The organism is Asaia lannensis NBRC 102526, from assembly GCF_024054035.1.
Lineage (GTDB): Bacteria > Pseudomonadota > Alphaproteobacteria > Acetobacterales > Acetobacteraceae > Asaia > Asaia lannensis.
This window is the reverse complement of record NZ_JAMXQU010000003.1, coordinates 87838-102744: the sequence shown is the minus strand read 5'-3', so window position 1 is coordinate 102744 and position 14907 is coordinate 87838. Positions and strand designations below refer to the sequence as shown.

13 protein-coding genes are annotated in these 14907 nt (G+C 57.3%); 2 read left to right on the top strand and 11 right to left on the bottom strand.

Annotated features, from left to right (window positions below):
- Positions 1 to 78: 78 nt before the first annotated feature.
- From NF685_RS05300 to NF685_RS05290, 3 genes are read right to left on the bottom strand one after another with little or no spacing between them, the layout of a single operon-like run.
- Positions 79 to 480 carry a DUF934 domain-containing protein gene (locus NF685_RS05300; protein ID WP_222547272.1) on the bottom strand — a complete coding sequence of 134 codons (402 nt, stop codon included), beginning with the start codon at positions 478 to 480 and terminating at the stop codon, positions 79 to 81.
- Entirely contained in the window at positions 467 to 2137 is a 1671-nt protein-coding gene (locus NF685_RS05295; protein WP_222547273.1) for a nitrite/sulfite reductase, read from the bottom strand. The genes NF685_RS05300 and NF685_RS05295 overlap by 14 nt, the downstream gene beginning before the upstream one ends.
- Complete coding sequence (locus NF685_RS05290) at positions 2134 to 2451, bottom strand: DUF2849 domain-containing protein (RefSeq protein ID WP_222547274.1); 318 nt, start codon at positions 2449 to 2451, stop codon at positions 2134 to 2136. The genes NF685_RS05295 and NF685_RS05290 overlap by 4 nt, the downstream gene beginning before the upstream one ends.
- Before the next feature lie 199 nt (positions 2452 to 2650).
- Between NF685_RS05290 and NF685_RS05285 the strand changes: the two genes are divergently transcribed.
- Positions 2651 to 3145: a flavin reductase family protein gene (locus NF685_RS05285; RefSeq protein WP_222547275.1), complete on the top strand. Its 495-nt coding sequence runs from the start codon at positions 2651 to 2653 to the stop codon at positions 3143 to 3145.
- 34 nt (positions 3146 to 3179) lie between these two features.
- Here the strand turns inward: NF685_RS05285 and mtnK are convergent, their stop codons facing one another.
- The 6 genes from mtnK to NF685_RS05255 all read right to left on the bottom strand — a co-directional run bounded on the left by mtnK (position 3180) and on the right by NF685_RS05255 (position 11646).
- Positions 3180 to 4382, bottom strand: coding sequence for an S-methyl-5-thioribose kinase (gene mtnK, locus NF685_RS05280; protein ID WP_252848877.1), 1203 nt, complete (start codon positions 4380 to 4382; stop codon positions 3180 to 3182).
- Positions 4379 to 5083: a hypothetical protein gene (locus tag NF685_RS05275; protein WP_222547277.1), complete on the bottom strand. Its 705-nt coding sequence runs from the start codon at positions 5081 to 5083 to the stop codon at positions 4379 to 4381. Before NF685_RS05275 ends, mtnK begins: the two co-directional genes overlap by 4 nt.
- Positions 5080 to 6060, bottom strand: coding sequence for an aldo/keto reductase (locus NF685_RS05270; RefSeq protein ID WP_222547278.1), 981 nt, complete (start codon positions 6058 to 6060; stop codon positions 5080 to 5082). The genes NF685_RS05275 and NF685_RS05270 overlap by 4 nt, the downstream gene beginning before the upstream one ends.
- A gap of 115 nt (positions 6061 to 6175) precedes the next feature.
- Positions 6176 to 8200 carry a discoidin domain-containing protein gene (locus tag NF685_RS05265; protein ID WP_222547279.1) on the bottom strand — a complete coding sequence of 675 codons (2025 nt, stop codon included), beginning with the start codon at positions 8198 to 8200 and terminating at the stop codon, positions 6176 to 6178.
- Positions 8201 to 8211: 11 nt separating this feature from the next.
- On the bottom strand, positions 8212 to 10170 hold the full coding sequence (locus tag NF685_RS05260; RefSeq protein ID WP_222547280.1) for a discoidin domain-containing protein: 1959 nt from the start codon (positions 10168 to 10170) through the stop codon (positions 8212 to 8214).
- Positions 10171 to 10497: 327 nt separating this feature from the next.
- Positions 10498 to 11646: a hypothetical protein gene (locus NF685_RS05255; RefSeq protein ID WP_222547281.1), complete on the bottom strand. Its 1149-nt coding sequence runs from the start codon at positions 11644 to 11646 to the stop codon at positions 10498 to 10500.
- A gap of 148 nt (positions 11647 to 11794) precedes the next feature.
- Between NF685_RS05255 and NF685_RS05250 the strand changes: the two genes are divergently transcribed.
- Positions 11795 to 13219: a glycoside hydrolase family 32 protein gene (locus NF685_RS05250; RefSeq protein ID WP_252848876.1), complete on the top strand. Its 1425-nt coding sequence runs from the start codon at positions 11795 to 11797 to the stop codon at positions 13217 to 13219.
- Between the two features lie 11 nt (positions 13220 to 13230).
- Here NF685_RS05250 and NF685_RS05245 read toward each other — a convergent pair whose 3' ends face one another.
- The gene (locus tag NF685_RS05245; protein WP_252848875.1) at positions 13231 to 14130 is read right to left on the bottom strand and encodes an exonuclease/endonuclease/phosphatase family protein; all 900 of its coding nucleotides are present in this window, start codon (positions 14128 to 14130) and stop codon (positions 13231 to 13233) included.
- Positions 14105 to 14779, bottom strand: a complete 675-nt coding sequence (locus tag NF685_RS05240) for a carbonic anhydrase (RefSeq protein WP_222547283.1) — start codon at positions 14777 to 14779, stop codon at positions 14105 to 14107. The genes NF685_RS05245 and NF685_RS05240 overlap by 26 nt, the downstream gene beginning before the upstream one ends.
- Positions 14780 to 14907 lie beyond the last annotated feature (128 nt).

Genomic DNA, 14907 nt, shown 5'->3' with positions numbered 1-14907 from the left:
CTGAGCGGTGCAGGGGGCTTGATCGCCCCCCATGCTTCTGGTGACAAAGCCCGCTGAAAGGATCCGGGCCCTCGCGTTTCAGCGCAGTCCGAGACGCTGCTGATAGGTTACCGGGAAGAGGGCAAGCGCCTTGAACCAGGGGGCTGTATCGACCGTATCGTCGAGCAGAACGGTATCAACGCCGCAGCTGCGCAGGAACTGTGCCTGATCCGGAATGAGGTGGCCTTCTGCCCTGATTTCTCCCGAGAAGCCATAATACTCCCGCAGCGCGCGTGCCTGAGTAAAGCCGCGTCCGTCACGGAATATGGGAAAATTCACCACGATTAGATCGAGGTGATCGAGCGCGGCCCCGAGCAACTCGACATCGAAATCGGGATGCAGTCTGATCGCTCGGCTGGCCTCCGTCATTTCCGACACAGTCACGATATCGATGGCGGTCGGTGCAGGGTGACGAAGACTTCCCAGTTCAAACAGTTTCATAAGCGGCTTCCTTGAAGGGGGCATCGCCGAGGCGGGTAAGCGTGTCGAGGAATTCCTCGCCCTTTTCGCGCACACTCAGATAGCGATCGACGATCCGGGCGATTGCATCGACCATGTCGTCTTCGGGCAGGGCCGCGCCGAGGATATCGCCTGTGCGCGACTTGTCATCGTCACGCCCGCCAAGCGTGATCTGGAAGAACTCCTCACCGCGCTTGTCGACACCCAGCAATCCAATATGCCCGACATGGTGATGTCCGCAGGCGTTGATGCATCCGGATATATTGATACGCAGTTTTCCGATCTCTTCCTGCAAGGCGTTATCGGCAAAACGTGCGCTCAGCTTCTGGGCAATAGGGATCGACCGTGCATTGGCCAGTGCACAGTAATCGAGACCGGGGCAGGCGACGATATCGCCGATCAGCTCATTATTCGCATCTCCCAGCCCGATTTCGACAAGCGACGTCCAGAGAGAGAGGAGATCGTCCTGTGCGACATGAGCAAGAACGACGTTCTGGAGGTGGGTGATACGCAGTTCGCCAAAGGAATAGCGGTCTGCCAGATCGGCAAGGCGATCCATCTGATCCGAGGTCGCGTCGCCCGGTATACCGCCCGCAGGTTTGATGGACACTGTCACGGCAATTCGACCCGGCGCGAAATGGGGCATGGTGTTGCTGCGCACCCAGCGGTCGAAATCCGGGTTGGCGAGTCTGTCGCGGCGCAATCTGGCCTCGGCGTCTGGTGAGGCTGTCAGGTCGGGCACCGCAAACCGGGCGCGTATGGCGGATACCACCTCTGGAGAGAGGCGGTAATGCGCCGGATCCATGCGTGTAAGCTCATGGGCGACCGCCTCACGGTAGCCGTCAATACCGAGCGCCTGCACCAGGATCTTGATACGTGCCTTGTAGATATTATCGCGGCGTCCATAGGCATTATAGACACGCAGAATGGCTTCAAGCGTCATCAGAAGTTCGGATTCCGGCACGGAATCGAAGAGTTCATGACCGACGAGCGGGGTACGGCCCAGGCCACCCCCAACGAAGATGCGGAACAGGGGGCCGTCTTCGCCCGGTCGCGCCAGAATGCCGATATCGTGGAAACGTGCAGCCACACGATCCTGCGGACTGCCTGAAATCGCAATCTTGAATTTACGCGGCAGGAACGTGAATTCCGGGTGCAGGGTCGACCATTGCCGCAGGATTTCTGCATGAACTCGCGGATCCATCAGCTCGTCGGCAGCCGCGCCGGCAAACTGGTCGCAGGTCACGTTGCGTATGCAATTGCCGCTCGTCTGTATGGCATGCATGTCGACATCGGCCAGCTGACGCAGGATTTCGGGCGTATTTTCCAGGCGTATCCAGTTGAACTGGATGTTCTGCCGCGTGGTAAAATGACCGTAATCACGGTCGTAATGACGCCCGATATGCGCAAGCTTGCGCATCTGGCGCGAGTCGAGCACCCCATAGGGAATGGCAATGCGCAGCATATAGGCATGAAGCTGCAGATAGAGACCGTTCATCAGGCGGAGCGGTTTGAACTCGTCCTCGCTTAGCGTTCCATCGAGGCGGCGTTGCACCTGACCTTCGAATTCCGCGATGCGCGAGGCCAGAAATTCGCGGTCGGTCGCCTGATACTGATAATGTCCGACTGGTGCGCTCATGCATCCAACTCCGTGGCAAACTGGGGGTGCACCGTAGGACCGAAGGCGCGAATGCGCTCGCGTACGCTCACGGGGTCAGCAATCGTGCCGGGGCGCACCACGACCTCATAGACGCCAACGACACCATCCTTCTGCGCGGATGCGACGGCCTCTTCGAGCTGCGATTCATAGGTTTCAGGTGCGAGAATCGCGGCCTGGGCAATCGAGCGCTGCCAGGAGCCGTGTGCATCGCGCCAGACGATATGACCGTCCAGAAGCCTGTTGGCCGTCAGGATCAGAGCCTCTCCGGCGCCTATGCGTATCGCCCTTTTCATATGCCGTTCCGCCTTGATTGATCGATGACCGGTGTGGTCTATAAACTATCTACGATGATCGTATGTTTATATCACAGAGAAGGCCCCCGGGGGCAAGGGACCAAACATCGTCCCTGACGGGGAAATCATCGTCTCACCCCTTGCGGTCGGTATCGCTTGCCGCATACGGACTTATTCAAACAGCTGTGGAGCCTTAACGATGCCGGATCGCGCCCCTTTATCGAAAGAAATTTTTCGCGATGCGATGGCACGCCTTGCGAGCGCCGTGACAATCATCACGACAGACGGGGAGAACGGTCGTCATGGCTTCACGGCTTCTGCCGTATGCAGTGTTTCCGACGATCCGGCGACATTGCTTGTCTGCGTCAACCGGTCAGCGTCGACACATGCCCATCTTGTGCGTCACGGCATGCTTGCCATCAATATCCTGACTCATGATCAGGAGGCGCTTTCATCGCTTTTCGGCAGCTCACGCATCGAAATGGACACGCGCTTCTCTGCAGGAAACTGGCGTCAGGGTGAGCTGGGTATGCCCTTGCTGGAAGGGGCGCTCGTAACGCTGGAATGCCGCATCAGCCTTACCCAGGAGATAGGAACACATAGCGTGTTTTTCGTTGAGCCGTTATGCGCCGAGTTCAACCGTGACGAAGCCTCGGGTCTCGTCTGGTTCGACCGCGCCTACCGGCGGGCCTGACGGGCCCACCGGTCGGTAGTGCGACAAGGGGTTTTCAGGGGCCTTGCAGACGCGACATGAGGGCGTCGAGCGTGCCAATATGCTGCGCTTCACAGATTAGCCTTCGCCCGCAGATCAGCGCCTGCAAACGTGCTTCGGCCTGCGCATCACGATCCGGCGCCGCGTCATAATCGGCAATCTGCGCAAAGCCGATCGTTCTGCGGATCATTTCCAGCCCGGCGAAACCGGCAAGATCGTGCATAATCTGCTGGAAGAGACGGCTACGCTCCGAGGCGCAGGGGGCCTGTCGCGTCAGGGAGCCGACATCGCCCCTCAGATGCGCTGTGTCCCAGTGTTCCAGATAAGCGCGTGTGAAATTCTCCCAGACAAGTGTGATTTCATCGCGCATCCAGGATGCGTGGTCAGGCTGGGCACAGGCATTCAGCGCAAGATTGGCGATGAACATTCCCGGATCGAAGCCAAGCGGTCCGTAAAGTGCGAACTCACCGTCGATGATGCGAACGTCATCGCCTCCGATCATGACCGATCCGGTATGAAGATCGCCGTGAAGCAGGCATTGCCCGGTCGAGAGAAAGCGCTCCTGCAATCGTTCGACTGCCAGCAGCAGGGCGTGATCCCGCTGCAGGCTGAGGACAGTCTCGTCGAGTTCGGGGCTCTGCCAGTGGTTTCTGGCACAGTCTTCCCGGTAGGGATCGGTAAAGACGAGATCGACGGTGATACGTGTCAGCGCCAGATTGCGTGAGAAGATGTCACGCAGAATATGGACATCTTCAAACGGCATGGCACGCCAGGATGTGGCGAAGGCCGCATGACCGATGAACTCGCCGATACGAGCACCGAAACCTGCGGGCGCGGTACCCCCGATCAGCACGTCGCGAAGGACGCGGTGGTGGCCGAGATTTTCCATGACGATCAGAAACAGGCCCTCATCGAGGTGATAGAGCGCCGGAACCTGGCCACCCGCAGCCTTGCCGGTGGCCTGCATCCATCTTGCCTCGAAAAGGGTGCGCTCAAGAGGCATGGCCCATGAGGGGTCGACACGGACATAGGGCAGGGACTGCTTGCAGCATACGCTGCCAGCTGGTCCTGACACGATGAATACGGTGTTGAGGTTACCGTCGCTGACCTCGCGTGCGGTCCAGTTCGATTTGTCACCGCCGAGCCGGGCCGTGATGGAGGGCAGATCGGCCAGATAGTCTATCAGTGTGGAGGCGGTGAGAGGGCGGTAGGCACTCATGATGCAAGCAGCTCCAGCATGGCGCGTGTCGTTGGCAGAACATCGGCTTCGATCTTGCCCCTGTATGCAACGGGAATGCAGATCAGCTCGTCATATTCGTCATTGGCCTTGGCCTGCCATCCTGCACGGATTGTCTCGAACGGGAGATCGGTCTCAATCAGAAACCCGAGATCGACGATATGTGTGGTGCTGTGTTCGCATGCCAGAAAAGGCCCGCGTAGACGCACCTGTCCTGTCATGCCGACCTCCTCTTCCAGCTCAGCCATGAGTTGCGCGCCGAGATCGAGCGGGTCGTTTTCGTCTCGTGTCTCTACACTTCCAGCGGGAACGCCCTGCCAGAGGCCAGGGAGATAGAGGGCATTCGGGTTACGTCGGCCGAGCACGATTCCTTCCTTGCAGGTCATCAGTCCCGTTACGGCCAGCGAACGCAGATGAAGCTTCTCGGCCAGTGCAGGGTCGCGCATCTGCGCGAGAACCCAGCGGAATTCGCACCAGAATCCTTCGAGCCTTGCAGCATCCATATGCGAAAGACAGAAGACACGGCCGTTATAGAGCTTCGGGAATTTCTCGCGTGCCGCCTGCCAGACCGTTTCGATAGCCCGATCCAGAGAAGTATCGTCCAGTGAGGGGGCCGGGCGGCAGACGATTTCGGGATCGGGGGAAAGCCGTGTGACCGTCCAGTTGCGTAGCGGGTCTGTCATTCGGCAGGTCCTTGCTGTGCGAGAAGAGCATTGAGCTCGTTCCATAAGTCGTGGGGAAGCATGTCTGAGCAGGCAGAGACATTGGCGATAACCTGTGACTCCGAGGTGGCCCCGGCGATGACGCTCCCTACGATCGGATGGTGCAGGAGCCATCTGAAGGCGAGATCGGTCAGGCTGAGATCGTGGGACGCCGCCAGATGCTCAAGCCGTTCGAGCAGCGTCCAGATCTCCTGTGCCTCGTAACGCGCCTGAAGATAGGTCCAGACGGCCAGACGCGATCCCTGCGGTGGTGGAGTATTCCGACGGTATTTGCCTGTGAGCATGCCCGAAGCGAGTGGGAAATAGGGAAGCAGACCCAGACCGAAACGCGTCATGGCAGGGATCAGGTCTTTCTCTGCCGATCGCGACAGGAGGGAGAACTCATCCTGGCAGCTGATGATACCCGTCAAACGGTCGCGTTGGGCGATATGACAGGCGTCTACAACCTGCCAGGCCGGGAGGTTCGAAACGCCTGCATAGCGTATCTTCCCTTGCCGTACGAGCATGTCCAGTGTGTCGAGCGTTTCCTCCAGAGGCGTTCGGGGATCCGGGCAATGGAGCTGGTAGAGATCGATCCATTCGGTCTTCAGACGCCGCAGACTGTCTTCGACAGCACGCAGGATATAGCTGCGCGAGGCGCCCGATGCGCGGCCGACCGTATCCTCACCTGCACACATTTTCATGCCGAATTTCGTCGCGACGATCGCATCGTTGCGTCGCCCGCGTAGAGCTTTTCCCAAAGCCTCTTCAGAAGCACCGGCATGCGCGTCGCGTCGACCATAGACGTCTGCAACGTCGAAGAACGTAATGCCGTGATCGAGCGCTGCAGAGACGATGCGACAGGACGCCTCAATATCGACGCGCCCCCCGAGATTATTGCATCCTAGACCGAGGGCCGAGACGGTTAAACCGGAAGAGCCTAATGATCGATAGCGCATCGGTGTCTCCAGACAATACAAGCCAATGCAACGTGGACTACACCGCCGCTGCATGCGCTGTCACATCAGGATACCGGCAAGCCGTGAACAGGCGGAAGCCTCGACTGACCGTCGGTCAGACGGCCGAGATGCCGAAGCTCAGTGACATTTCGAGTTCTGTCCGGAAGAATGCCGGGATTCCGATCCAGATTTCGCCCTCATGCTCGGTCGGTCTCAGGTAATAGAAGTGGCGTTCATTGCCCTGATTCTCGACCAGGATCGGGAGCCACGCCGTATCGGTGCGGCCATCTGACCTGCGGACATTATGCATGAGCTGTTCACAGGAATGCTCGAAGGGCATCGTGAGCGTAATTCGAAAAACCTGAGCTTTCTCACCCTGTAAAGGCGAGAGAAACAGGATGCCCCATACATCGCTCCATTCGTGACGCCCCGTGCCTTCATCATGCGGGGCGGTGCGCCACGAGAGAGAAGTACGATGATTGTCCTCAGCGATAACCGCCTCGATCTGCATTGCACGCGAATGATGCATCGTTGTCTGAAACCAGGCGGCAGGTCGTATGGCTGTCACGGAAGGCAGGCCGGAAAACAACGGTGCAGAATGGTCTTCGAGGAGAGGGGGGATCTCGATACATCCGGAATGAAGCCATTGGACACGCCCCCAACGCGCGTCGGCCCGCCAGGCGCGTGTAAGAGGTGTATAGATCTCCTGTTTATGAAGAGCCTCGGAGAAATGCGCAGTTAAAGCCCGATTGAGAAACCGGGCATGGAGCGCAGGCGACCGGTCGTCGTTGGTAAGCGTTGCAAGCAGCGCCCGGCTCCAGGGATGGGAGAGCGCTGCAGTAGGAGGGGCATCGGGGTCGCGACTGAACCACTTCACCTGACACATATGTGCGGGTAGTTTCTGCACGAATTGTGTGAGATCTCCGAAAGTGACCTCACGAATTGGCTCCCAGAGCATATGACAGATATTGGTGAATCGCCCTGTGCCGAAACGCCGAAAAAACGTCACAGGCAAAAATTCTTCCAGAGCCAGCGTTTTCTGTGTCGGGTTGGCGAAATAGGAGTCGCATCGCTCAAGAATGGCGAAGCGATCGTATAAGGTACCCCATTCGCTGCTTTCCGCGAATAAACCTTCGATCTGATTGATCGACATCAGGGGGATATCGGCCTCATCGATCAGATAGCGCCGGAAAGGGGAAGCCTCTTCCAGATTGTCCCAGACCCAGGCCTCTCCGCGAGGAACGTTTTCGAGCGGGACGTCAATCATATAATGCCGTGTCATACCGACAGGCGCATCGTTCCCCAGGTTCAGATGCGCAATGGCTTTACCGAAATCGAAAGACCTTACAAACAGGCCATTCGAGGCACAGGTGCAGAAATAATCGAACTTTCCTACGACGCGTTTTGCTTCGCCGTAGGACTCCATATGTCCAAGGAGAAGGGTTCCTCCCCATTTTTTACGCTGAACACTTCCGTTGAAAACATGTACCCGCGGATGCGTCAGAAAAGAGCACTCGGGTATAGGGCGCCCTGTGGGGAAATTGACGACGAGGTGGCAGTTCGAGGGGGTGTAGTTGAGGAAATTCTCGATATAGACTGTAAGAAACCTGTCTTCTTCATTGTAGTTCGTTGCGAATACGACGACATCCCCGTGCTGGTCGGGCTGTTCGTCAGTGCGACTGCAAATTTCGCCTTCCGATAACGGGCTGCCGTAAACACGCACACTCTTGAGGTGTAGGTGGTCCCAGTTATCGAGCCGGATACGCACGAAGCGACCGTAGACGGGGGGTGAGAATACGATTGGATAACAGTCGGCATCCGACCCGCCGAAAACAGCATGATCGGTTTTGGAGAAAACTTCGTCCCACCTGACGCCATCGACCGATATCAGTACGGAAAACAGTTTGCTTCGGATAGGCCAGTATTCGGTGTTGTAAAGAACGATATTGTCGACCCGGCATATCGTCTCCAGATCGACCTGCCACCATGGAAACCATTCGGCAGCGGTATGAAAACTCGAATCAGGATAACCAGGGAGAACGGCTTCACCGGCGACCTGCGCGAGAGGCAACACGATATCAGGATGCTTCGAGCTTTGAGTGGCAGGCTTGCCTAGCGCAAGATCAATTATTTCAGGCATCACGCAACCCTTCAGGCCAGCTCTTTACGGTGGTTTGTGAAATCAGGGCCGACTGCCAGGGAAACTTCGACGGTCGCGTTGCAGAAGACCGGAAGGCCGATCCATACATTGCCCTGCGCATGCCGGGCTTCCCGGACGAAGTAATGTTTCTCAACGTCTTCATGTCGCTCAACACGATCGGCGTAGTCGACGGTATAACCGAACTCGTCAAAGAAGACGGTTCTGGAGAGAATATCGTGCGGAACGCAGCGGTCTTTCTTTATGGACATGCGAAACACGGTGCTGCCTTGCAGGCCCGATAGGTAGAGATAGCCTTGAAGGTGAACCCCGGAAACAGGACCTCCATCGCCTGAAAGTGCACTGCATGACATACGTAGAACAGTGTCTGTCTCATCCTCCTGCAAGGAAACAGCAAGAGAGACGCGCTGACCCGTGGCTTCCATGAACAGGAAGGCTGGTGATTGATCGGGCAGAGCCGCCTGAGGGACGCCGATGCGAATCTGTTGCCGCTCGCATGGAGTTTCGCGCGTCGTCCAGCGAAAGCCATTCCGCCCCTCGCTGTCCCGGTTCCACCAGCGGTTGGTCAGAGGGCCGAAACGCTCTCGACCGTGCATTCTTTCTATGAGCTTCGTTGCGAGAGTTGTTTCCTGAAAACGGTCAAGAGTCATCTGACGGTCCTGGGCTTTGGCGAGCAGCGCCCGGCCCCAGTCAGTGGTCACGGCGAGGGTAGATTGAGCGACGGGCGAGCGGTCGAACCACTTCAAGGAGCAGAAATGCTCGGGTAGTGCGGGTACCATTTCGAGCAGATCGTCGACGGTAGTTTCTCTCGTCCCCGACCACAGAACACGGCAGATATGCGTGTACCTGCCGCTGCCGAAACGATTAAATATCGATGTGGGAAGCAGTTCTTCCAATGCCATGAAATTATCGAACGAAAGATATCGCGACAGCCCCTCGATGAGGCCTCGTCTTTCCTGCAGCAGTTCCCAGTCTTCGCGTCGTGCAAACAGACCCTCGATCTGGGTAACCGAGACCTGATCAAGCCGCAGCTCAGTTTTGAGGTAATCACCCAAGCCGGCACTGTTTCTCAGATGATGCCACATCCAAGTGCCGTGATAGGTCGGATCGGCCGGATCGGTGCTCTGATCGAGTTCATAGGCGCGTTCGCATGCAACTGGCACACGGGATGCAAGGGGCAGTTGCATCAAAGCGGCTGCGAGATCGAATTCCCTGACCAGAAGTCCGTTCGAAGCCATCGTCGCAAAATACCGGAATTCAGGAAAAACGGTACGCGCCTCCTCGAATGACTCGATATGGCCCATGAGAAGCGTATGGCCCCATTTCTCACGCTTGATCGAACCATTGAAAATATGGACGCGTGGACTGATCCCGGAGAGTGTCCGCGGGATATCACGCCCTGCGGGAAAGTTGAGGGCCAGACATACTGTCTGCGGTGTATAGGCGAGGAAATTGTCGATATATCGCGCGAGAAATGCATCGCTTTCGTTGAACAGCGTAGAGAAAACGACACAGCAGCTTTCAGCCTGCACACGTGCCTGCGTCAGTATATCCTGTGCAGTCGGTACATCTGAGGAATAGGGGCTTGTCTCGATCGATACATTGTCAAATCCGAGGACACCGTTGGAGTCTGCCCTGATACGTACATATCGGGCGGCGACAGGAGATGTAAACGTGACAGAAAAATGGTGAGGATCGGATGGCTCATGCAAGGCCTGTGTCCATAACGGGACCCAGTTCTGCTCGTCCATCGAGGCAAGAACGGAGAATACCGGCGGCTGACGTTCATCGACGTGCAAACCTTCCAGCGTGAAACCATCGATGTTCGCTGTTTCCGGGAGCGCCAGTTGCCACCAGGGAAACCACTCACTTTCCGTTCTGAATCCAGCTGGTTCGTGCGGATTCGTGCGGGAACTCGATGTGACCACTGCTTCGCCGATAATCCCGTTCATGATGCTAACCCTTTTTCAACGTAACCGCATCAGCGCCGGGAAACCCTCTAGTGGCTTGCGGGAGAAAACTGTCTCTGACACCGTCGTTTAAAGCACCCGTCAAACAGTTCATGCAAGATCGCCACGATGGATCGGTATGAAATTCACTATAAATAATACTCTGTTTCTTGCAGAGTATTTCCAGTCAACGCGTCGGTATAAGGGCCGAAGGCGCGGCGTTGTTGCGATGGTCGCTATGGAGGCGCCAGCTTCGACACCCTTATCGCCGGCGCTCTTAAGCCTAACCTTATCCGTTCATCAGGATTCAAAGATGTCAGACTTTTGAAATCAGGGCGTCGAGACGACTTTTATTTGTATCTCTACGTTCACCGCCCCGTTAATCGCAGCATTATTCGAGTTGGGTAGTATGGCGACGACGACGCAATCGCCTTCCTGGACGTCAGCCGGTACGGCTTCGATGGCATTTGCCTGCTTCATCACTGAATCGAGCCCGTTACCGTCGAGGGAAATGTCCAGAAGTCTGGCGGCATCGGGTTTGAGTGCAAAGGTCGGATTGGGTTGATCGCCCGCACCGCTGCGATCATTCCAGAAGAACTTGTTGGGCGAGTGGTTTGGGAATGCGCGCTGACAGCTGCCGTTCCGGTAGACCGAGACGATGTCGCGTACGCTCCACCTTCCTCTCTCGAGCGGTATCTTCGCAAAATCGGGAGAGGCTGTTGCCGAAACATTGCCGTACAGGCTTATGAGTTTACCGGGATGAACAGGGCCTTTTTCCGAAACAGGAAGGACAGCGTAGGCGTTCAGCACAGGACCATGGGCGGTGCTCGGAGAGACGATGAATTCCGAATCCAGCCCGCTATAGGTTTGTGATGGCCATTGCGGCGGCCCTGTATCGTACAGAAGCGTGAGATCGCTGCGCATCGTATACGGCAGTCCGGCAAAATCCGTGCCGTCGAAACTGAGGAAGATACAGCCCCCCGGTTTCATATGGATTGGCAGACGCTCGGGCAGGAGGAGCGCCACCGGGAAAGTTTCGGTACCCGGTTTGGCCTGTTTCAGAATCAGTCCGGCCAGACCCTGACTCGGGAACCGGGAATAGATTTCTGCATAGCTGCCGATATCCTGCCCGGAGACGGGGCAATTGCCTTGGGTGGTATAGGCGACACCGAATAATGTTTCGGAATTGACGGCGCCGTGCAGTGCCGGGTTTGGCTGGGTGGTCGTCGAGAGTGAGCCAGCAAGTCCCCTGAAGTTCACATCTCTCGGCAGGTCGTCCGGCAATTTGAACGCATAGAGATTCTTGATCTGGAAAGACGTTGTCTTTTTGGTCAGTTCCGCGTGGAGGGGGAGCTTGCGCAGGCCTTCCGCGTTGCTACAGGATCGCCCCGAAAGCCAGGTACCGAAGCCTGCGAGGAGCACGATTGCGCACAAAGCCCGGATGCGCCACGCCTGAGGAGAAGTCTTTTGTGGCATCATGTCGTCTCTTTTTGCGAAATCCAGTATCCGGAGCTGTCGTTTGCCATATGATCGGACAAGGAAAAATACAGTGAATAAAGATGCCGGTCCAGTCAGAGCCGTCTCCTGTATTGAGCATCGTAAACGAGGCAATCCGGATCGTATGATAATGCTGTCGAGACGGCTTTTCCTTGGTTCCATTCTGGGCGGGGTCGTCATCCGGGCGATGCCCGATGCACTCGCTGCGCAACGTCTCCCGCCCGATCACATGATGGCGACCGATCCTTTCCGGCCGATCACCCATTTCCTCGCGCCACGAGGCTGGATGAACGACCCTTGCGGGCCGATTTTCGTCGATGGGGTCTACCATCTTTTCTATCAGTGGAACCCGGAGGCGGCGATCTGGGACAATCTGCACTGGGGGCACGCAACAAGCCCTGACCTGGTGAACTGGACCCACCAGCCGGTCGCATTGTCACCCCAGCATGACGGGCCGGACCGCGACGGCGTATTTACAGGCGATGTTGTGGTCGATGGCGACAGGGCGGTGGCCGTCTATACCGGTTTCCGCTTCGGTCGGGCGCTTGCGCAGATACAGTGTTTCGCCACGTCGAACCGGGCCATGAAGCACTGGCATCAGAATCAGCAACCTCTCCTCGCCGCAGGGCCCGATCATCTGCGTATCGGCGGTTTTCGTGATCCCAAACTGTGGAAGGAAGGCGATATCTGGGTCATGATCGTTGGAAGCCGGATCGATGGCGTTGGCGGCGTTATCTTCCGGTATGAGAGCAGCGATCTGGCAAACTGGGTTTTCAGGACCGTTTTTTATGGCCCTTCCGATTTGCATGGTGGGGATGATGTTCTGGAATGCCCAGACTTCTTCGATCTCGGGACCTGTCATGCACTGATCTTTTCGATCAACGCGACCGTACATGTCCTTACGGGAGAGTATGAGAAGGGGCATTTCTCACCCCGTCGCCACGATATTCTGGGCCATGGTGGATTTTACGCCGCACGCAGTTTCGCAGACGCCCAGAACCGCCGCACGATCTTCGGCTGGTTGCCGGAAAAGCCGTGGCAGGCAGGAGAGGCGGCCATGCGCGGCTGGAGCGGGGTTATGTCTTATCCACGCGTGCTCACGGCGGATGCCGATGGCCGTGTTCATACCCGTCTTCATCCGGCAATGGATGCGCTGATCGGCGAGGAGCTTTACGCTGGCACGCTTTCCACAGCGATCAGTATCGACGGCCCGCAGGTGCGCATACGTCTTACCGTTACGCCAAACGCGAAGGGCGGTATGGTTTTCGCCCATACCGATCAATACCTTCATCTATCTCTGGATCCCGATAACGCGCAGGCCGGTCTCTCCTGCAATGAAGATAGTGCTCCCCTGTATGGGACTGGGGAAATGACCATCGATATCTATGTCGATGGGTCGGTGATCGAGATTTTTACGTCTGACGGTGTGGCGCTCAATGCGCGTGCCTATGGCAATCCAAGTCGTCCGTTTACGCTTTCTGCCACAGGTTGCCTAACCGAGGCCCGCTGCCTCGTGCATGCGCTTTTACCCGTGACATTCACCTCCGCAGGATAAGTCACGGCCTGTCATTCATGTGTTGAGGACACACGGTCGGGCATGTTGAGCCTGACTGAAACCGGGCAGTGGTCGGAAAGCAGTCGTGCCGGATCGAACTCCCGATAGGTTCTGACACGCAGACTGTCGGGAATGAGCCAGTTACGCGCTGCACCACCGAGCACGATATGATCGATGAAATAGGTCCCGCCTTCGCAGGGGCTCGACAGACCGGCGGTAACGAGTGTGACGTTCATGCCCTGCGTCATCTGGAGATAATAGGGATCCTGGGGCGTGAAACGGCGATTGAAGTCACCGAGCACGCTATACGCCTCGCCTTCGTCATCGCGTTCGGTCATCCAGTCTGCGATCAGGTCGATCTGCTCACGGAGAATGGGGCAGGAGTGATCCTTCTCATTCCAGGAGCGTTCCCAGCAGCCGGATTTGAGGTGGACAACGAGTAGACGCAGGGTTTCCTGACCGTTGGAAATCGTGACATCGAGCCCCGGGCGCAACGGATGACCCCCATGCGTTGCAGAGCGGTCGAACGCATCGAGCGTCGCATGAGCTGTGACAATCCAGGGCGCGCGCAACACCAGACCCACATTCTGCGCGATAGGGGCATGACTCATCACAAGACGATAGCGGGGCGCTGGAAACAGGCGTCGTAATGCGGCTTCGTCAGTGACTTCCTGCACGGCGACGATATCGGCGTCGAGGTGAGACGCTGTGAGCGCGAGTGCGTTCCAGTCGGCATCCTGTCGATATGGGATGGCGGAAGGAAGCAGGGGGCTGGATCGGGGAAGCAGTGTCAGCCAGTCCAGATTCCAGCTCGCAAGCTTAATCGTATCCGCTTCTGCTGCCGGACAGAAAATCCGGGCGAGCAGAAGCAGAAGGGCGAGACGGTCAGACCTTGACGCCGAGATCGACAAGAACGTCGCGTACGGTACGCTCTTTGCGTGTCTGCTCGTCGAGCACCACGACTTGGCCGCTGCCGATATCGTAGAACCAGCCCTGAAGTGCGATTTCGCCTGCTGCCAGAGCGCCGACCACGGCCGGATGCGTGCGCAGATGGGCGAGCTGCAGCAGTACGTTCTGCTGAGCCAGCTCCTTGACGGTCTCCGGCCCCATGTCTTCGGCCTTGAGCGGGCCAAGAGCGGCACGCGCCGCTTCGGCATTACGCAGCCAGCGTTGCACCGTGGGCATGGTGTCGAATTTGGGATTGTTCAGATCGCACAATGCGCCCATGGCACCGCAATTGGAGTGGCCGCAGACAACGATATGCTTCACCTTGAGCACCAGCACCGCGTATTCGATCGCCGATGAAACGGCACCGAGCATCTCGCCATGCGGGGGAACGATATTGCCGACATTGCGCACAATAAAAAGATCGCCCGGTGATGTCTGGGTGATCATGCTTGGATTGATGCGACTGTCAGAGCAGGTGATGAACAGGGTGGAGGGCGATTGGCCCTCGGCAAGGCTCTCGAAGAGCTCGCGATGCTCCTCGTAAACCTCGTCGTCGAAATGCTGGACGCCCTTGAGGAGGGCAATCAGGCTCTTTTCGATTTCACTTTTCATCGTGACCTCATCTGAAAAAGGGGCGTGGCTTGCTGTGAGTTTTACGCCACACCTGGAACTCAGATGACTTCGATGCCGTGGTTTTGATTAGGTGTCCATGCCCTAACGGCATGGTTCACCCTTTGTCA

Coding starts and splice junctions, on each gene's coding strand:
- NF685_RS05300 (WP_222547272.1), bottom strand. CDS start 480: ATGAAACTGTTTGAACTGGGAAGTCTTCGTCACCCTGCACCGACCGCC.
- NF685_RS05295 (WP_222547273.1), bottom strand. CDS start 2,137: ATGAGCGCACCAGTCGGACATTATCAGTATCAGGCGACCGACCGCGAA.
- NF685_RS05290 (WP_222547274.1), bottom strand. CDS start 2,451: ATGAAAAGGGCGATACGCATAGGCGCCGGAGAGGCTCTGATCCTGACG.
- NF685_RS05285 (WP_222547275.1), top strand. CDS start 2,651: ATGCCGGATCGCGCCCCTTTATCGAAAGAAATTTTTCGCGATGCGATG.
- mtnK (WP_252848877.1), bottom strand. CDS start 4,382: ATGAGTGCCTACCGCCCTCTCACCGCCTCCACACTGATAGACTATCTG.
- NF685_RS05275 (WP_222547277.1), bottom strand. CDS start 5,083: ATGACAGACCCGCTACGCAACTGGACGGTCACACGGCTTTCCCCCGAT.
- NF685_RS05270 (WP_222547278.1), bottom strand. CDS start 6,060: ATGCGCTATCGATCATTAGGCTCTTCCGGTTTAACCGTCTCGGCCCTC.
- NF685_RS05265 (WP_222547279.1), bottom strand. CDS start 8,200: ATGCCTGAAATAATTGATCTTGCGCTAGGCAAGCCTGCCACTCAAAGC.
- NF685_RS05260 (WP_222547280.1), bottom strand. CDS start 10,170: ATGAACGGGATTATCGGCGAAGCAGTGGTCACATCGAGTTCCCGCACG.
- NF685_RS05255 (WP_222547281.1), bottom strand. CDS start 11,646: ATGATGCCACAAAAGACTTCTCCTCAGGCGTGGCGCATCCGGGCTTTG.
- NF685_RS05250 (WP_252848876.1), top strand. CDS start 11,795: ATGCTGTCGAGACGGCTTTTCCTTGGTTCCATTCTGGGCGGGGTCGTC.
- NF685_RS05240 (WP_222547283.1), bottom strand. CDS start 14,779: ATGAAAAGTGAAATCGAAAAGAGCCTGATTGCCCTCCTCAAGGGCGTC.